Origin of the sequence: Nonomuraea sp. B1E8 (assembly GCF_039871515.1) — a bacterium.
Classification (GTDB): domain Bacteria; phylum Actinomycetota; class Actinomycetes; order Streptosporangiales; family Streptosporangiaceae; genus Nonomuraea.
The window spans coordinates 22,399-38,066 of sequence record NZ_JBDPLS010000011.1 but is presented as its reverse complement, the minus strand read 5'-3'; the positions used below and the strand labels follow the sequence as shown (position 1 = coordinate 38,066).

13 protein-coding genes are annotated in these 15,668 nt (G+C 73.0%); 6 read left to right on the top strand and 7 right to left on the bottom strand.

Annotation, left to right across the window (positions count from 1 at the left end):
* Positions 1–56: 56 nt before the first annotated feature.
* The 3 genes from ABGA98_RS31425 to ABGA98_RS31415 are packed head-to-tail and all read left to right on the top strand — an operon-like array spanning position 57 to position 3,138.
* Positions 57–1,547, top strand: coding sequence for an FGGY family carbohydrate kinase (locus tag ABGA98_RS31425; protein ID WP_347622024.1), 1,491 nt, complete (start codon positions 57–59; stop codon positions 1,545–1,547).
* Positions 1,544–2,476 (top strand): hypothetical protein, encoded by a 933-nt coding sequence (locus ABGA98_RS31420; RefSeq protein ID WP_347622023.1) that lies wholly within the window; start codon positions 1,544–1,546, stop codon positions 2,474–2,476. Before ABGA98_RS31425 ends, ABGA98_RS31420 begins: the two co-directional genes overlap by 4 nt.
* Complete coding sequence (locus ABGA98_RS31415) at positions 2,473–3,138, top strand: aspartate/glutamate racemase family protein (protein WP_347622022.1); 666 nt, start codon at positions 2,473–2,475, stop codon at positions 3,136–3,138. The genes ABGA98_RS31420 and ABGA98_RS31415 overlap by 4 nt, the downstream gene beginning before the upstream one ends.
* 48 nt (positions 3,139–3,186) lie before the next feature.
* Here the strand turns inward: ABGA98_RS31415 and ABGA98_RS31410 are convergent, their stop codons facing one another.
* The 5 genes from ABGA98_RS31410 to ABGA98_RS31390 are packed head-to-tail and all read right to left on the bottom strand — an operon-like array spanning position 3,187 to position 7,344.
* A complete protein-coding gene (locus ABGA98_RS31410) occupies positions 3,187–4,140 on the bottom strand; it encodes a zinc-binding dehydrogenase (protein WP_347622021.1) in 954 nt (317 codons plus the stop codon).
* Positions 4,141–4,162: 22 nt separating this feature from the next.
* Positions 4,163–4,522, bottom strand: a complete 360-nt coding sequence (locus ABGA98_RS31405; protein WP_132331584.1) for a hypothetical protein — start codon at positions 4,520–4,522, stop codon at positions 4,163–4,165.
* Positions 4,519–5,385, bottom strand: coding sequence for an extradiol ring-cleavage dioxygenase (locus ABGA98_RS31400; protein WP_347622020.1), 867 nt, complete (start codon positions 5,383–5,385; stop codon positions 4,519–4,521). Before ABGA98_RS31400 ends, ABGA98_RS31405 begins: the two co-directional genes overlap by 4 nt.
* The gene (locus ABGA98_RS31395; RefSeq protein ID WP_347622019.1) at positions 5,378–6,208 is read right to left on the bottom strand and encodes a citryl-CoA lyase; all 831 of its coding nucleotides are present in this window, start codon (positions 6,206–6,208) and stop codon (positions 5,378–5,380) included. Before ABGA98_RS31395 ends, ABGA98_RS31400 begins: the two co-directional genes overlap by 8 nt.
* Complete coding sequence (locus tag ABGA98_RS31390) at positions 6,181–7,344, bottom strand: CoA transferase (RefSeq protein ID WP_347622018.1); 1,164 nt, start codon at positions 7,342–7,344, stop codon at positions 6,181–6,183. The genes ABGA98_RS31395 and ABGA98_RS31390 overlap by 28 nt, the downstream gene beginning before the upstream one ends.
* A gap of 158 nt (positions 7,345–7,502) precedes the next feature.
* On the opposite strand from ABGA98_RS31390, the gene ABGA98_RS31385 reads away from it, so the two are divergent.
* A complete protein-coding gene (locus tag ABGA98_RS31385) occupies positions 7,503–8,936 on the top strand; it encodes an amidohydrolase family protein (protein WP_347622017.1) in 1,434 nt (477 codons plus the stop codon).
* A 75-nt stretch (positions 8,937–9,011) separates the two neighbouring features.
* Entirely contained in the window at positions 9,012–9,812 is an 801-nt protein-coding gene (locus ABGA98_RS31380) for an IclR family transcriptional regulator C-terminal domain-containing protein (protein WP_347622016.1), read from the top strand.
* A gap of 244 nt (positions 9,813–10,056) precedes the next feature.
* Here ABGA98_RS31380 and fusA read toward each other — a convergent pair whose 3' ends face one another.
* Together fusA and ABGA98_RS31370 are read right to left on the bottom strand one after the other, a co-directional pair.
* Positions 10,057–12,072: an elongation factor G gene (gene fusA / locus ABGA98_RS31375; protein WP_347622015.1), complete on the bottom strand. Its 2,016-nt coding sequence runs from the start codon at positions 12,070–12,072 to the stop codon at positions 10,057–10,059.
* 496 nt (positions 12,073–12,568) lie between these two features.
* The gene (locus tag ABGA98_RS31370) at positions 12,569–13,663 is read right to left on the bottom strand and encodes a serine hydrolase domain-containing protein (RefSeq protein ID WP_347622014.1); all 1,095 of its coding nucleotides are present in this window, start codon (positions 13,661–13,663) and stop codon (positions 12,569–12,571) included.
* 247 nt (positions 13,664–13,910) lie between these two features.
* On the opposite strand from ABGA98_RS31370, the gene dacB reads away from it, so the two are divergent.
* On the top strand, positions 13,911–15,569 hold the full coding sequence (gene dacB, locus ABGA98_RS31365; protein WP_347622013.1) for a D-alanyl-D-alanine carboxypeptidase/D-alanyl-D-alanine-endopeptidase: 1,659 nt from the start codon (positions 13,911–13,913) through the stop codon (positions 15,567–15,569).
* The last annotated feature ends 99 nt before the right edge of the window (positions 15,570–15,668 follow it).

Genomic DNA, 15,668 nt, shown 5'->3' with positions numbered 1-15,668 from the left:
CATGATGCACCATAAGTTGGCGTTTTTCGGCCAACTTATGGACCTATAGTGACAACATGGCGTTGTTGTGCGGGATCGACGTGGGAACCACCCACGTCAAGGCAGGCTTCTTCGACGACGGGGGTGGCTGCGTCACTTCCGTACGCCGCCCGACCCCGCACGACCTGCCCGCCCTCGTGGCAGCCGTCGTGGAGGCCCTGGCGGAGTGCGCCGCCCGCGCGGGGCGCGGCCCCGACGCGATCGGGATCGCGGGCATGGCCGAGACCGGCGTGCCCCTCGACGCCTCGGGACGCCCGCTCACGCCGCTGCTGTGGTGGAACGACCCCCGCGGCCACGAGGAAGCCGCCGCCCTGCGCGGCCCCGTCCCACCCATCGCGGGCGGGGACGCGGTGGCGGTCTACGCGCGGACCGGGCGGTGGGTGGACGGGAAGGCGCCGCTGGCGAAGTGGCTCTGGTTGCGGGCGCACGAGCCGGGCGTGCCGGCGGCGATGCGGTGGTGGGCGAGCGTGCCCGACGCGGTGGCGTACGCGCTCACCGGCGTGCTGCGCACCCATGAGACGCTGGCCGCGCGCACCCTCGCCTACGACGTCGTCCGCGGCCACTACGACGAGGACCTGCTCGCCCTGGCCGGCCTGAGTCCCGAGCAGCTGGCGCCCACGGCCGGGGCGGTGGAGCCCGTCGGCGGGCTGACGGTGAGGGTGAGCGGGGTGGCGGCCGGGACCCCCGTGGTGATCGCCGGTCACGACCACGCGGTGGGCGCGTGGGCGTCGGGCGTACGCCGTCCCGGGCACGTGGCCGACTCCATGGGCACGGCGGAGGCGGTCCTGGCGCCGGCGGCGCACCGGCCCGACCCGCGCACCGGCCTGGCCCTGGGAGTCACGGCCGACCCCTCGCTCGACGGCACCGGCACCGTCCTGGTCGGAGGACTGCCGACGAGCGGCGGCATGCTCGACTGGCTCCTCGGCCTGGTGCCTCCCCCTGACGGCCCCCAGGCACGGGCCACGGCGGACCACGCGGTTGAGCGGGGAGCGGGCCGGGACAGGTACGCCGCCCTCCCCGGACTGCTGGACGGGGTGCGGTTGCCGACGGGGATCATCGCCGAGCCGTACCTGCGCGGCAGGGTGGCGCCCGCGCCCGACCGCGAACGCCGGGTGACGATGTCCGGGATCGGGCCCGAGCACACGTTCGGCGACCTGCTGGCCGCCGCCATGGAGGGCACGTGCCTGCACACCCGCTGGACCGTGGCCGAGCTCGCCGCCGTGACCGGCGCCGCTCCCGAGCGGCTCGTGGTCTTCGGTGGGCAGGTGCGGATCCCGCTCTGGATGCGCGTGAAGGCGGCGGTCTCGCCCGTGCCGGTGGAGGTCGTACGGGCCGACGACGCGGTCTGCGCGGGCGCCGCTCTCATCGCCGGCCAGGCGGGAGGCTCGCTCGGTGACGTCCCCGTGCTGCCCCGCGAGCCGCAACCGTACGACCCCGGCCTCGCCACCGCCTACCACCCCCTGTACGAACGCTTCCTGACCTCCGCCCGCCGGCGGGAGCACGGATGACCAGGCAGAACCATCAGATCGGAGCACCTGTGACCAGCCAGGAGACCACCACGCCCGCCCTCACGCTCGACCGGCTGGCCCGCCCGTCCGGCGGGTTCGCCATGGTCGCGATGGACCAGCGGGAGAGCCTCAGGCAGATGTTCGCCGCCGCCACCGGGGAGCGGGTGGACGATGACACGCTGGCCGGGTTCAAGCTGGCGGTGGCGCGGGAGGTGGGGCCGCACGCATCCGGGTTCCTCATCGACCGGGACTACGGCTTCGACCGGGTGGCCGCCGAGGGCATGGTCCCCGGCGGGCTGATCATCGCCGTGGACAGCCTCCGGCAGGCGCCCGACGGCCCCGTCGAGGACACCTCGATCGACGAGACGATCGACCTGGCCGCCGCGCGGCGGGCCGGCGCGGTCGCGGCCAAGCTGCTGCTCATCTGGCGCGACGACGAGCACCGGCAGCGCCGCCTGGAGACCGCCGCCGCGTTCGTCCGTGTATGCGCCGAGGCGGGCCTGCTCTCCGTGCTCGAAGGGGTGGCCAAACCCGTCCAGGGCCAGGAGGCGGGCTTCGACGGGCCCGCCGCGATCCGGGAGGCCGCCAGGGAGCTGGCCGGGCTGCGGCCCAGCCTGTACAAGGCCCAGGTGCCGCTCGGCGGCGCCGCGCCCGAGGAACGGCTGGCCGAGGAGTGCGCCCGGCTCGACGAGGTGATCCCGGTCCCGTGGGTCGTGCTCTCCCAGGGCGTCGAACGGGACGACTTCCCCGCCGCCGTCCGGGCCGCCTGCCGGGCGGGCGCGTCCGGGATGCTGGCCGGCCGCGCCATCTGGAGCGACGTGGTGGGCTCCGCCGACCTGGCCGCGGAGCTGCGTACGCGCTCGGTGCCCCGGCTCGGGCGGCTGGCGTCCATCGTCGACTCCTTCGCCCGCCCGTGGAACGCCCGATGACGGCCCCGCAGACCGGGCCGCGGACCGGGCCGGCGATCGCGATGTTGCACACCGTGCCCGCGCTCGCCGCGCCGCTGGCCGAACTGGCCGCCGAGGTGCGGCCCGGCGCGCGGATCCTGCACTTCGCCGACGAGAGCCTGCTCCAGGACACCATCGCCGGCGACGGCCCGCCCCCGCACGTCCGGCGCAGGCTGGTCTCGTACGCGATGTACGCCAAGGAGTCGGGAGCCGGGACGCTGCTCGTCACCTGCTCCTCCATCGGTGAGGCCGCCGAGCAGGCGCGCCCGTTCGCCGAGCTGCCGATCCTGCGCATCGACGAGCCGATGGCCGAGGAGGCGGTGCGGGCCGGGCACCGGATCGGGGTGCTGGCGACGCTCGCCACCACGCTCGGCCCGACCACGCGGCTGGTCCGGCGGGCGGCGTCCCGTCAGGGGGTGGCGCGGGAGGTCGTCCCGCACCTGTGCGACGGCGCCTTCGACGCGCTGCGCGGCGGCGATCCGGCCCGCCACGACGCCCTGGTCCTGGACGGGTTCGGCCGGCTCGCGGGACAGGTGGACGTCGTGGTGCTCGCCCAGGCGTCGATGGCGAGGATCGTCACGGAAGCGGACGGGGGAGTGCCGGTGCTCTCCTCCCCGCGCTCCGGCGTCGCCCAGCTGGCCTGAGCCACCCCGGGCCGGGTCGGGACCCGAACCGGTCAGGGCACCGCGCGGTCAGGTGGTGCTCAGGACGATGCGGCCCGCGGCCTTGCCCGCCGCCTGGCGTTGCCAGGCTTCGGCGGCCCGCTCCAGCGGTACGACCTCGTGCGCCACCGACAGCCGCCCTTCGGTCACCCGCTCGGCGATCAGGGTGACGGCCGCGGCGCGCTGCTCCCTGGTCAGCTCGTTGTTGGTGTAGCCGAGAACCCGCAACGACCGGCTGCGCAGCGTGGCGGAGTCGAGCGGGGACGTCTCCGACGCCGAGCCGCCGAGGTTGACGAGCCGGCCCCCGGGACGCAGGGCGCGGGCCGCCGCGGCGGCCGGGACGCCGAAGAGCGGGTCGAGCACCAGGTCCAGCGGCCCCTCGCAGGCGGCGGTGAAGCGGGCGGCCAGCGCGGCCACGTCATCGGTGTCCAGGGTGACGACGGCGTCAGCGCCCGCCTGCCGGGCCCGTTCGCGGGCCTGCGGTGAGCGGGCCGCGGCGACGACCCGGCGGGCGCCCGCGAGACGGGCGAGCTGGACGGCCGCCTGCCCCACCACGCCGCCGCCGCCGAGCACCAGCACCTGCTCGCCGGCTGCCAGCTCGCCCCGCCAGGTCAGCGCCATGTGCGCGGCGACGGCCGACAATCCGAGCGCGGCCACGGCGAACGGGTCGGCGCCGCGGGGCAACTCGACGAGGTCCCCGGCGGGCACCGCCACCAGCTCCGCCATGCTGCCGTCGCCCGGCGCCATCCCCGCCGGGGTGGGGAACCACACGAGCCGCCCGCCGACGGCCCCGACCCCCTGCACGCCGGGCACGTAGGGGACGGCCGGCGTCCCGAAGTAGGAGGCGCCGCCCGCGCACAACAGGTCGAGCGGGGTGATCGGGGCGGCGATGACCCCGACCGTCTCCGCTCCGGACGCCACGGGCGCGGGCCGCTCGGTCACGACGGGCGGCAGGCCGCACGTCTCGATGGTGACGGCCCGCATCACGCGTTCACGTCCAGTTCGGTCATGTGGCGATGTCCGGGTACGGCAGGCTCATGTGGGACAGCCGCCGCGCGTACTCCTTCTGGAAGCCCAGCGGCGGATGGTCGCGCTCGAACATCGCGATGAACAACGTCAGCGTGAGGAACGGGTGCGCCCCCAGCTCGAACAACTTCGGGTAGTCGTGGGCGGCCAGGGCCTCGCGTTCGACGTCGTCGAAGCGCAGCCACGTCGACGACTCGCCGGTGTGGCAGCCGAGGATGCGGTTGGCGTACTCGGCCTCCCACATCTCGACCGTGGCCCGCGGCTCCTCGCGGTAGCGCTCGACCAGCTCGGGGTCGCGGTCGACGGTGAAGAGGAACTTGTTCAGCAGGTATTTGCTCATGACCCGTCACCTCCGTTCGGGTACCACGTGAAGTACGCCTCCATGGTGTGGAACAGGTCGTAGGTGTCGACATAGTCGGCTTTCTTCCCCTCGCCGGCGACTCCCATCATGAGCATGAAGTCCATGAAGCCGTGGGTGGCGTTGCCGGGCTCCCACAGGCTGTCCAGGGTGACCTCCGACAGGCAGCCCTCGAGGTCGCCGGTGGAGATCCACTCGACGGCCCTGCGGTCGAACTCCGGGTCGGGGCCGTGCGGCCCGAACTGGCGCGGACCGCCGAGCTCGAGCGACAGGTGCCCGGTGCCGATGACCGCGACCCGCTGGTCGGAGGGCCACGACTCGACGAGGTCCCTGATGGTCTGCCCGAGCTGCACGAACCGTTTCGGCCGCGGCAGGGGAGGGGCGAAGATGTTGGTGTAGACGGGCACGATCGGCAGGTCGTTCTGCGGGCGCAGGGTGACGATCGGGCACGTGATCGAGTGGTCGATCCGCAACTCGTTGGAGAAGGCCAGGTCGAAGCCCGCGTCCAGGCCCTCGCGCAGGATGTACGCCGACAGGTCCTCCTGCCCGGTGAACACCATCCTGGGCAGCCCGAACTCGCGTTCCTCGTTGTAGAAGTTCGCGTCGTAGAAGGGCGCCTTGCCGACGAGGAACTGCGGCATGTTGTCCAGCCACAGCTGGTGGAAGTGGTCGGAGCCGACCATGACCAGCACGTCGGGCGTGGCCCTGGTCAGGGTCTGCCGGAACGCCTCCACCTTGCGCACCCACTCGTCGGCGAACGGCGGGCGGTCCTCGCCCGTGGAGGTGCTGGCGCGGTAGTAGAAGGGGTGGTGGGTGGATGCGATGACCGCGACGAGTTCAGCCATGCGTCTCTCCGTAGGGGTCGGGGGGCACGGACCGGTTGTTCAGGTCCACGGACAGGAAGATCTCGTTGGCCACGGGGTGGCGCAGTTCTTCGGCGAGCTGGCCGATCAGCCCGGCGGTCCTGGCGAGGAGCGCGAACCCGCGCAGCAGCTCCAGCGGCAGCCCCAGGTCGGCCAGCGCCGCGCCGCACACGCCCGCGCCGTTGAGCGGCAGCGTCCTGCCGAGCACGCGGGGGTGCACCCGGCCGACCGCGGCGAACAGCGACAGGTGCGGCCCGGACAGCCCCTCCTCGGCCGCGATCTCGAACAGCCGCGGCGTGCGCGGGTCGCCGTCCTTGTGCACGTGGTGGCCGAGTCCGGGCACGCGCCGCCCGGACTCGCGCCACGCCGTCACGGTGTCCAGCGCGAGCGCGTCCCAGCCGGCGTCGTCGGAGGGGAGGGGGTCGTGCTCCTTCAGCACGCCGGAGAGGAAACGCCCGCAGTCCTCGGTGACGCCGAGGAACCGGGAGCCGCCGCCGAGCAGCCCGGCGGCCAGCGCGCCCTGCACGGAGTCGGGCGCCGACAGGTACGTCAGCCGCGTCACGATCGCCGTCGGCGTGAACCCGTGGTCGGCCAGTGCGGCCAGCACCGCCTCGAACACGCGTACCTCGCCCCGCGACGGGCGGCGCTGCGCGGCCAGCCAGAAGGCCAGCTCGCCGAAGCCCACCTCGCCCATCACGTCGGCGGCCAGGTCGTGGCCGAGCAGGGTGATCGACGTCGGCGACGACGCCCCGAGCGCGGTGGGGTAGTCCCTGGGCGTCACGACGGCCGCCCCTCGGACAGCCACGCGCGCAGCTCGGCGCCGTGCTCGTTCAGCTCGGGCGGCGGCAGCGCGTAGCCGGCGGGTGTCTCCGAGAACCGGATCGGATGCCGCGTCGTCGGCACCGCCCGCTCGCCCTCGCCCACCACCACGACCGGGTCGAGCCCGAACCGCTCCGCCGCGGCGAACCCGCCGTCGATCGTGTTGATGGGCCCGCTCGGCACCCCGGCCTCCACGAGCAGGTCGAACCACTCGCCGGCGGGGCGCAGGGCGAGCCGCTCGACCAGGATCGGCCGCAGCTCCTCGCGGTTGGCGGTACGGCTCGCGTTGCGGGCGAAGCGCGGGTCGCCGGCCACCTCGGGGATGCCGAGCACCTCGCACAGCTTGCGGAACTGGCCGTCGTTGGCGGCCGCGACGATGAGGTCCTGGTCGGCCGTGGGCAGCGGTTCGTACGGGAACACGCTCGGATGCGCGTTGCCCATCCGGTAGGGGACCACGCCCCCGGCGACGTACGCCGAGCTCTGGTTGACCAGCCCGGTCAGCGCCGACGACATCAGGTTGACCTCGACGTGCTGGCCCCGCCCCGTGGCCTCGCGGTGGCGCAGCGCGGCCAGGACGCCGATGACGGCGTGGTTGCCGGCCATCACGTCGAACACGCTGATCCCGGCCCGGTAGGGCGGCCCGCCGGGGTCGCCGGTGAGGCTCATCAGCCCCGACATGGCCTGCACCATCAGGTCGTAGCCGGGCACCCGCGCCCCGGCCCCCGAGCCGAAGCCGCTGATGGACGCGTACACGATGCCGGGGTTGGCGGCCAGCACGGCGTCGTAGCCGAGGCCGTACTTGTCCAGCCCGCCCGGCCGGAAGTTCTCCACCAGCACGTCGGCGCGCCGGGCCAGCTCCCTGGCCGCCTCGGCGTCGGCTTCGTCGCGCAGGTCGAGGGCGATCGAGCGTTTGCCGCGGTTGACCCCGAGATAGTAGGTGGACGCCTCGCCCCTGGCGGGCGGCGTCCAGGTCCGGGTGTCGTCGCCGCCCGGCCCTTCGACCTTGACGACGTCGGCTCCCATGTCCGCCAGCAACATCGTGGCGTAGGGCCCGGCCAGGACCCTGGAGAAGTCGGCGACCAGCACGCCGGACAGCGGCCCCCGCGGCTCGGTGTCAGTCATCGAGTTCCATCCTCGCGTCCGTTGGCCGGACATATGTCCGGCCAGTCGATCCCAGCATCTGCAGGCCAGTACGTCAAGCACCTTGACAGCCGGGCGAACGCTCATCACAGTGGCGGTGACCGTATAGCGGACAACTGTTCGCCAACGAGGAGCGTGCCATGAACGACTTCGACTCCGGGCGCCCCGTGGTGCTGCGCGGCGGCACGGTGCTGCCCATGGACGGGCGCCGGGTGCTGCCCCGCACGGACGTCCTCGTCACCGGGGACAGGATCGCCGCCGTCGGCCACGACCTGCGGGCCCCGCGGGACGCCATCGAGATCGACGCCTCCGGCGGCATCGTCATGCCCGGCATGATCGACACCCACCGCCACATGTGGCAGACCGCGATGCGCGGCTACGGCGCCGACTGGACGCTCACCCAGTACTTCGTCTGGTTCTACCTGGACCACGGCAGGCTCTTCAGGCCCGAGGACGTGCACGCGGGCAACACGCTGGCCGCGATCGAGGCCCTGGACGCCGGCGTCACCACCGTCGTCGACTGGTCGCACGGCCTGCAGACCGTCGACCACGCCGACGCCGCCGCCGACGCGCTGCAGTCCGTGCCGGGCCGGTACGTGCTCGCGTACGGCAACATCCAGGCGCCGCCCGCCGAATGGACGGCCACGCCCGAGTTCCGCGACTTCGTCGCCCGGCGCGTCACCGGCGACGACCTGCTCGGCTTCCAGCTCGCCTTCGACGTGCTCGGCGACCCGTCGTTCCCGGAGAGGCCCGCCTTCGAGGTCGCCCGCGAGCTCGGCGTGCCCGTCACCACGCACGCCGGCGTGTGGGGCGCCACCGGCGACGACGGCATCAAGCTCATGTACGAGCACGGCTTCATGACCCCCGAGACCGTGTACGTGCACGCCGCCTCGCTGTCGGCCGACTCCTACCACCGCATCGCGGCCACCGGCGGCTCCATCTCGGTCTCCACCGAGAGCGAGCAGAGCGCCGGGCAGGGCTACCCGCCCACGTGGGCCGTCCGCGCCCACGGCATCCCGGTGTCGCTGTCCATGGACACGAGCGTCTGGTGGAGCGGCGACCTGTTCTCCGCCATGCGCACCACCCTCGGCGCCGACCGTTCCCGCGAGCACCTGGAGGCCCACGCCAGGGGCGAGACCGTCACGCACTGCGGCCTGCGCGCCGACGAGGTCGTCACCTGGGCCACCCGGGGCGGCGCCCGCGCGCTCGGCCGCGACGACCTCGGCGCCGTCGAGCCCGGCAAGAAGGCCGACCTGGTGCTGATCAAGAACGACGCGTCGCCCGTGTCGTTCCCGCTGCTCAACCCGTTCGGCCACGTGGCGTTCCAGGCGCAGCGCGGCGACGTGCACACCGTCCTGGTCGACGGCCGCGTGGTCAAGCACGAGCACCGCCTCGTCGGTGTCGACCTGGCCGCGGCCCGCCGCCAGATCGAGCGGACGGTCGAGCACCTGCGCTCCGAGATGGGCGACGAGGCGTGGGAGAAGGGCATGAACCCGGACATCCCCGCGACAAAGATCCTCGACAACCCGTACACGTACACCGACTACCGCAGCGACTCCACGCACCGCCTGTGACCGGCCGCTGTGCGGACGGGCGACCGTGCCGACCGTCTAAAGTCGGAGCAGGCGGATCCGAACGAGAGGGCGTCGATGGCACGCGGTGACACAGGACCTGACTTCATCGAGGCGCTGGCCCGCGGCCTCGATGTCATCAGGGCCTTCCAGCCCGGCCGCCCTGTCATGTCCCTGACAGAGGTGGCGACCGCCGCCGGCCTGGCCAGGCCGACGGCCCGCCGCATCCTGCTCACCCTCCAGGAGCTCGGCTACGCCCGGCAGGAGGCGGGCGGATTCGCCCTCACGCCGCGCGTGCTGGAGCTGGGCGTCACCTACATCCGCTCCACGGGGCTCTGGGAGGTGGCCAGGCCCCATCTGGAGCGGCTGGTCAGGCAGACGCACGAGTCCTCCTCGATCGCCCAGCTCGACGGCTCCGACATCGTCTACGTCGCCAGGGTCGCCGTGCCGAAGATCGTCGCCCTGTCGGTGCAGATCGGCACGCGCTTCCCGGCGCTGCAGACGTCCCTGGGCAAGGTGCTGCTGGCCGCGCTCCCCCTCGCCGAGGTGGAGCGGGTCCTCGCCGAGCCCAGCCGCTCCGGCATCGAGCCGCGCTGGCGGCCGGACGCCCAGGAGCGCGACGCGGTGCTGCGCGAGGTGCGGGCCAAGGGCTGGGCGATGACGGACGAGCAGCTCGCCTTGGGCATCCGGTCGGTCGCCGCGCCGCTCAGAGACGGGCTCGGCAACGTCATCGCGGCCGTCAACGTCAACGCCCACGCCGCCGAGACCTCCATCGACCAGCTGACCGAGGAGCACCTGCCGCTGCTGCTGAAGACGGCCGGCGCGATCAGCGCCGACTGGGCCCTCTACCAGGAGGTGCCGCACGTCACGGCCTCCTGAGCCCCGGCCGGCCCCCCGGGTCCGCCACCGGGAATCGCGTACGGCCCCGCCCCCGCGACGGGGCCGTACGCGCGCCGGGATCCCCTCGCGCGCCTGAAGGCGAGGAGGCTCCACCGCGCAGGGGTGCGATCGGCGCCGGCCACTGCGGCGCCGGTTCGCCGTGTCGGTTCGCACGATGGAACCGGCACGGCGCCGACTTCTCCAGCGCCGACTTCTCCAGCGCCGGCATCTCCAGCGCCGGTCGCTACGGTGCCGGGGCGTAGCCGGCCGGGCGGGTGGTGAAGGTGCCGCGGCCCTGGGTACGGCTGCGCAGCCGGGTCGCGTAGCCGAACACCTCGGCCAGCGGCACGATCGCGGTGATCACGACCGTGCCCGACCGGGTCGCGGAGCCGGAGATGCGGCCGCGCCGGGCGGCGAGGTCGCCCAGCACCCCGCCCGCCGCGTCGTCCGGCACCGTGACCGTCACCTCGGCCACCGGCTCCAGCAGCGCCATCGTGCCCGCCCGCAACGCCTCGCGCAGCGCCAGCCGGCCGGCCGTGCGGAAGGCGAGCTCCGAGGAGTCCTTCGCGTGGGTGGCGCCGTCGGTCAGCGTCACCCGCACGCCCGTCACCGGGTGCCCGCCCAGCGGCCCGTCGGCCAGGGCGTCGCGGCAGCCGGCCTCGACCGCGCGCACGTACTCGCGCGGCACCCGCCCGCCGGTGACGGCCGAGGAGAAGGCAAAGTCGCCCTCTCCCAGCGGCTCCACGTCGATCACGACGTGGGCGTACTGGCCGGCGCCGCCGTCCTGCTTGACGTGCCGGTACAGCAGGCCCGACACGCCGCGGACGAGGGTCTCCCTGAACGCCACCTGAGGCCGGCCGACGCCGACGGCCAGCCCGTGGTCGCGGCGGACCTTCTCCACCGCCACCTCCAGGTGCAGCTCGCCCATCCCCGACAGCAGCGTCTGCCCGGTCTCGGCGTCGGTGCGGACCGTCAGCGACGGGTCCTCCTCGGCCAGCCGCGCCAGCGCCGAGGCCAGCCGGTCGGCGTCGGTGCTCCTTCGCGCCTCGACCGCCACCGACACCACGGGGTCGGCCGCCCCCGGAGGCTCCAGCACGAGGGGCGAGCCCGGCACGCACAGGGTCGTCCCGGGCCGGGCCGCCTTCGGCCCGACGACGGCGACGATGTCCCCGGCCACCGCCCGGTCCACCTCGGTGTGGCGGTCGGCCTGCACGCGCAGGATGCGGCTGATCCGCTCGGTACGGCCCGCGCCGGCGTCCAGCACCGTGTCCCCCTTCCGCATCGTGCCCGAGTACACCCGTACGTAGGTCAGCCGCCCGGTGGCGGTCGAGTTCACCTTGAAGGCCAGCGCGGCCAGCGGCGCGGCCGGGTCCGCCGGGCGTTCCGCGCCGTCCTCGCCGCGCACCGCCGGCACGTCCAGCGGCGAGGGCAGGTACGCCACCACCGCGTCGAGCAGCGGCTCGACCCCGCGGTCCCGGTACGCCGAACCGCACAGCACCACCACGCCCGCACCGGTGCGGGTCAGGTCGCGCAGCGCCGCGGCCAGCGTGCCCGCGGAGACCGACGGGCCGGCGCAGAACTCCTCCAGCGCCTCCGCGTGCAGCTCGGCCACCGCCTCCTCCAGCACGCGGCGCCGCCGCAGCGCCTCCTCGCGCAGTTCCTCCGGCACCTCGCCCTCCTCGTACGCGCCGCCGGTCCACACCAGGGACCGCATCCGCACCAGGTCGACCACGCCGGCGAAGCCGTCCTCGCGCCCGATCGGCAGCTGCGCGACCAGCGGCGCGGGATGCAGCCGGCGGCGGATCGACTCGACCGCGGCGTCCAGGTCGGCGCCGGCCCGGTCGAGCTTGTTGACGAACGCGATCCGCGGCACGCCGTACCGGTCGGCCAGCCGCCACACGGACTCGCTCTGCGGTTCGACGCCCGCGACGCCGTCGAACACCGCGATCGCGCCGTCGAGCACCCGCAGCGAGCGCTCGACCTCGTCGGAGAAGTCGACGTGGCCGGGGGTGTCGATGAGGTTGATCCGGTGCCCGTCCCAGTCGCAGCTCACCGCGGCGGCGAAGATCGTGATGCCGCGGTCGCGCTCCTGGGAGTCGAAGTCGGTGACGGTCGTGCCGTCGTGCACCTCACCACGCTTGTACGTCGCGCCGGCGAGGTAGAGCATCCGCTCGGTGACGGTGGTCTTGCCGGCGTCGACGTGGGCGAGGATGCCCAGGTTGCGGACGGTCGTCAGAGTGTTGGAGAGATGAGCGCGCACAGCCCATGACCCTTTCGGGATGTTACGAACAGGACAGCGCGATTCCCCGGACGAAGAGCGGCCGAACTCAGGCCGCAAGAGGACCCCAGCGCGGGGTCAGGGCCGCGGGATCAGGCCCGCGGGGTCAGGTCTTCGTCAGGGTGTCCGATGGCAGCCGCGCAGCCGGCACCGGAGCGACGAAGACACCAGGATCACCTCGTGCCGCGACGGAGGGACGACCGCAGCGGTTCTGTGTCGCACGGCCGGCTCCTCTCCCTCATCAATGCGGTGCGGTGTCCGGTGGCGAGTGTAGTGAAACAGGAGTGACGGGCGGAAGCGGTTTTCCGGAGCGCCTGCCAGTGAGCGTCACATGACCTGGACCGCTGCGGGGGTGAGCAGCGCGGCCGACCGGTCCCTGCTCGTCACATGCCTGGGGAGAAGTGCGCACCCCGTTCGCTGGATCTCCGGATCGCATCCCGCGCGGTCCATTTCACAGACTGCGGCCTGCCCTGGCAGATCAGCGGTCGGGGCACAGCACGGCCTCGGCGGTCTGGAAGAGGGCCGGGCGTAGCGTGGGCTGGTCGCGGGCGCTGGTCGTGGCGCCCACGGCGAACTGCAGGCGGCCGTCGGCGGAGGTGAAGGTCACCGTGTTCCCTCCTGGCCCGGAGCCTGTGAACAGTCCAACCGTGCCGCCGCACACCGATTGCTTCTTGTCCGGGTACTCGATCAGGTCGCGCAGGTTCGCGGGCAGCAGCTTGCCCTGGGCGAGGGCGCGGTAGAACGTGGTCAGGTCCCGTGCCGTGGAGATCACGCCGCCGGCTGCCCAGAGGCTGGTGGGGTTCATCCTGTCGGCGTCGCGCAGGGTGCCGTCGGGCTGGGGGTGGTAGCCGTGACCGTGCGGCCCCTTGATCCCTTGGTCTGGCCTGACCGGCAGGTAGGTGCGGCTCATCTTGAGCGGCTTGAACAGTCGCCACTCGAACTCCTGGGCAAGGGTGTTGCCGGTCAGCTTCTCGATGATCGCGCCGAGCAAGATGTAGTTGACGTTGGAGTAGGCGTACTTCTCGCCCGGCTCGGCCGTGCGTGCCCGGCTGCGGGAGATCTTCGCCAGTTCGTCCCAGGTGTGAACGGTGGTGAGGTCGTCGAACGGGCGCAGGTCCGTCGCGCCCGGCCCGGTGTAGTCGGGGATGCCGGAGGTGTGGTGGAGCATTTGCCGGACGGTAATCTCGTTGGCCCGCTCGACCAGGTCCTGCTCGACCGTGACGGGTAGCACGTCGCCGAGCTTGTCATCCACGCCGAGCTTGCCCTCCTTGACCAGTTGCAGGAGCACGGTGGCGGCCATCCGCTTGGTCTGCGACCAGATGCGGTAGCGGGCATCCGAGGGGATCTTGCCGCCCTCGCCGTCGATCAGGCGGGAGCCGGCCGATCCGCGCCCGACGCGCTTGCCGTCGTAGTACGCCTCGCCGATGACACCCACCACACCGGCGACCCTGGCTACCTGGTCCAGCGCCTGCTGTACGTCACCGATGTGAGGCCGGGTGGCGGCGGACGCGAGGCCCTGCGTCAACATCGCGCAGGCCAGGCTGGCCGCGACGGTCGCTGCGGCACGATCCATGACATCTGCCTTTCTTATGAGAGGAATGCGCACCAGGGTGGTCGGACGGAGCCGAGCCCGTACGGCGCGTCTGTTTCGACGTCCCTTTCTGCCGCGGCGGATGTTTCCTCGCCGTTTCCGCCCGTGCGCCACACACGACTGCCTCGCAGGTCAGAAGCGACGAAACATTGAGGAAACACGGCACCTCCTTGGATCGCCTCTACCGAAGCGGCCGTGCAGAAGGCCGGTCATATGATGAGGAGGCACTTTGTCGTATAGGACTTCCGGAGGCGTGCCCGACGACCCGTACTTCCCGCGGCTGTCGCGCCGATCCGTGCTCGGTCTGCTGGGCGCGGTCCCGCTCGCGACCGCAACGGTCTCGGCCGTCTCAGCGGTCACCCGCCCCGCTCACGCGACCGTGCGTTCAGCCGCGGGGTCGGCCCCCGACACGACGCTGAAGGCCAAGATCGAGCAGATCATGGCTCGGCCCGAGTTCCAGGGAGCCCAGTGGGGAGCGGAGTTCTTCGCCCTGGACAGTGGAGAGTCGATCTACGAGCTCAACGCGGGCGAGCTGTTCGTCGCCGGGTCGTCGTCCAAGGTCTTCGTGGGCGGGACGGCGATGCTGGCGTTCGGCGCCGACCGGCGCTTCGCCACCCGGGTGTACCGGACCGGGCCGGTGCGGGGCGGCGTGCTCAAGGGCGACCTGGTGCTGGTGGCCGGCGGCGACCTGCTGCTGTCAGGACGCCTGCGCCGCAGCGGGAGCATGCTGCTGCCCGATCCCGACCACACCTACAGCGCCACGCCGGGCGCCGGCCCCATCGGAGGCGACCCGCTGCAGGAGCTTCGCCGGCTCGCCGCCCAAATCGCGGGGGCCGGCGTCAAGCGCGTCGAGGGCCGCGTCCTGGTCGACACCTCGCTATTCCGCGAGGGTAGCGAGAAACTGGCCAACAACGTGACCGCCACCATCTCGCCCATCATGGTCAACGACAACGTGGTCGACGTCACGGTCAAACCGGGACCCCGCTCCGGCCGGCCCGCCGTCCTGCGCATCTCTCCGCGCACCGACTACGTTCGCATCGTCAACAAGGTCCAGACGATCGCCGCCGCCGACGCCGCCTCCGCCCGCCCGCTCACCTTCACCGGCGACGAGCGCCACTCCGACGGCTCCCGCACCGCCACCCTGACCGGTGATATCCCGGCCGACAGTGAGGGGCTGTTCCGGGCGTATTTCGTGCCCGAACCGGCCGTCTTCGCCGAATTCCTGTTCACCAAGGTGCTCGGCCAGGCCGGAGTGCGGGTCCAGTCGGAGAAGGCGGGCACGGACGGGCGCAAACTGATTGCGGAGTATGTGGGGCCGGCCCTGCCGCAGCAGCTCAAGCCCATGCTGAAGGTGAGCTCCAACCTGCACACCGAAACGTTCCCCTACCTGGTGGGGGCCGTCGCCGGAGGCGACGCCGACAACGCGAAGGCGGCGGGCCAGCGGATCCGGCGCGAGATCTTCACCAAGGCCGGCCTGGACCCTGCGCCGGCCGGCGCTGCCGACAACAACTACACTCCGCGCTACTTCACCCGGTTCCTGGCCTACATGGCACGCCAGCCGCACTTCCACGACTACCGCGACGCGCTGCCGATCATGGGCAAGGACGGCTCCCTGGCCGACGTGCAGCCTGACTCACCGGCGGCCGGGCACGTCTACGCCAAGACCGGCACCAGCATGGGCGGCCCCAGCGGCGCCGGGATGGTGCGCAAGGCCCTGGCCGGGTACGTCGAACTGCCGGGCGCCCGTCTGGTGGCCTTCGCAGGCTTTGTCGGCATGTCGGCCAACGGAGAGCAGGCGCAGCGGGAGATCTCCGCCCTCACCGGGCAGGCCCTCGGCGAGATGGCCGCCACCGCCTACACCACCCTGGGCGGCTCAGGAGCCCAGTAGCCCTTCGTCAGTTCGAGCCCACGCGGCGGCCGGAGGTCCGCGCGGCGCCGGCCGGGATCGCCGAATCACGCGTACGAGCGGGCGTGCCGGGGACCGTAC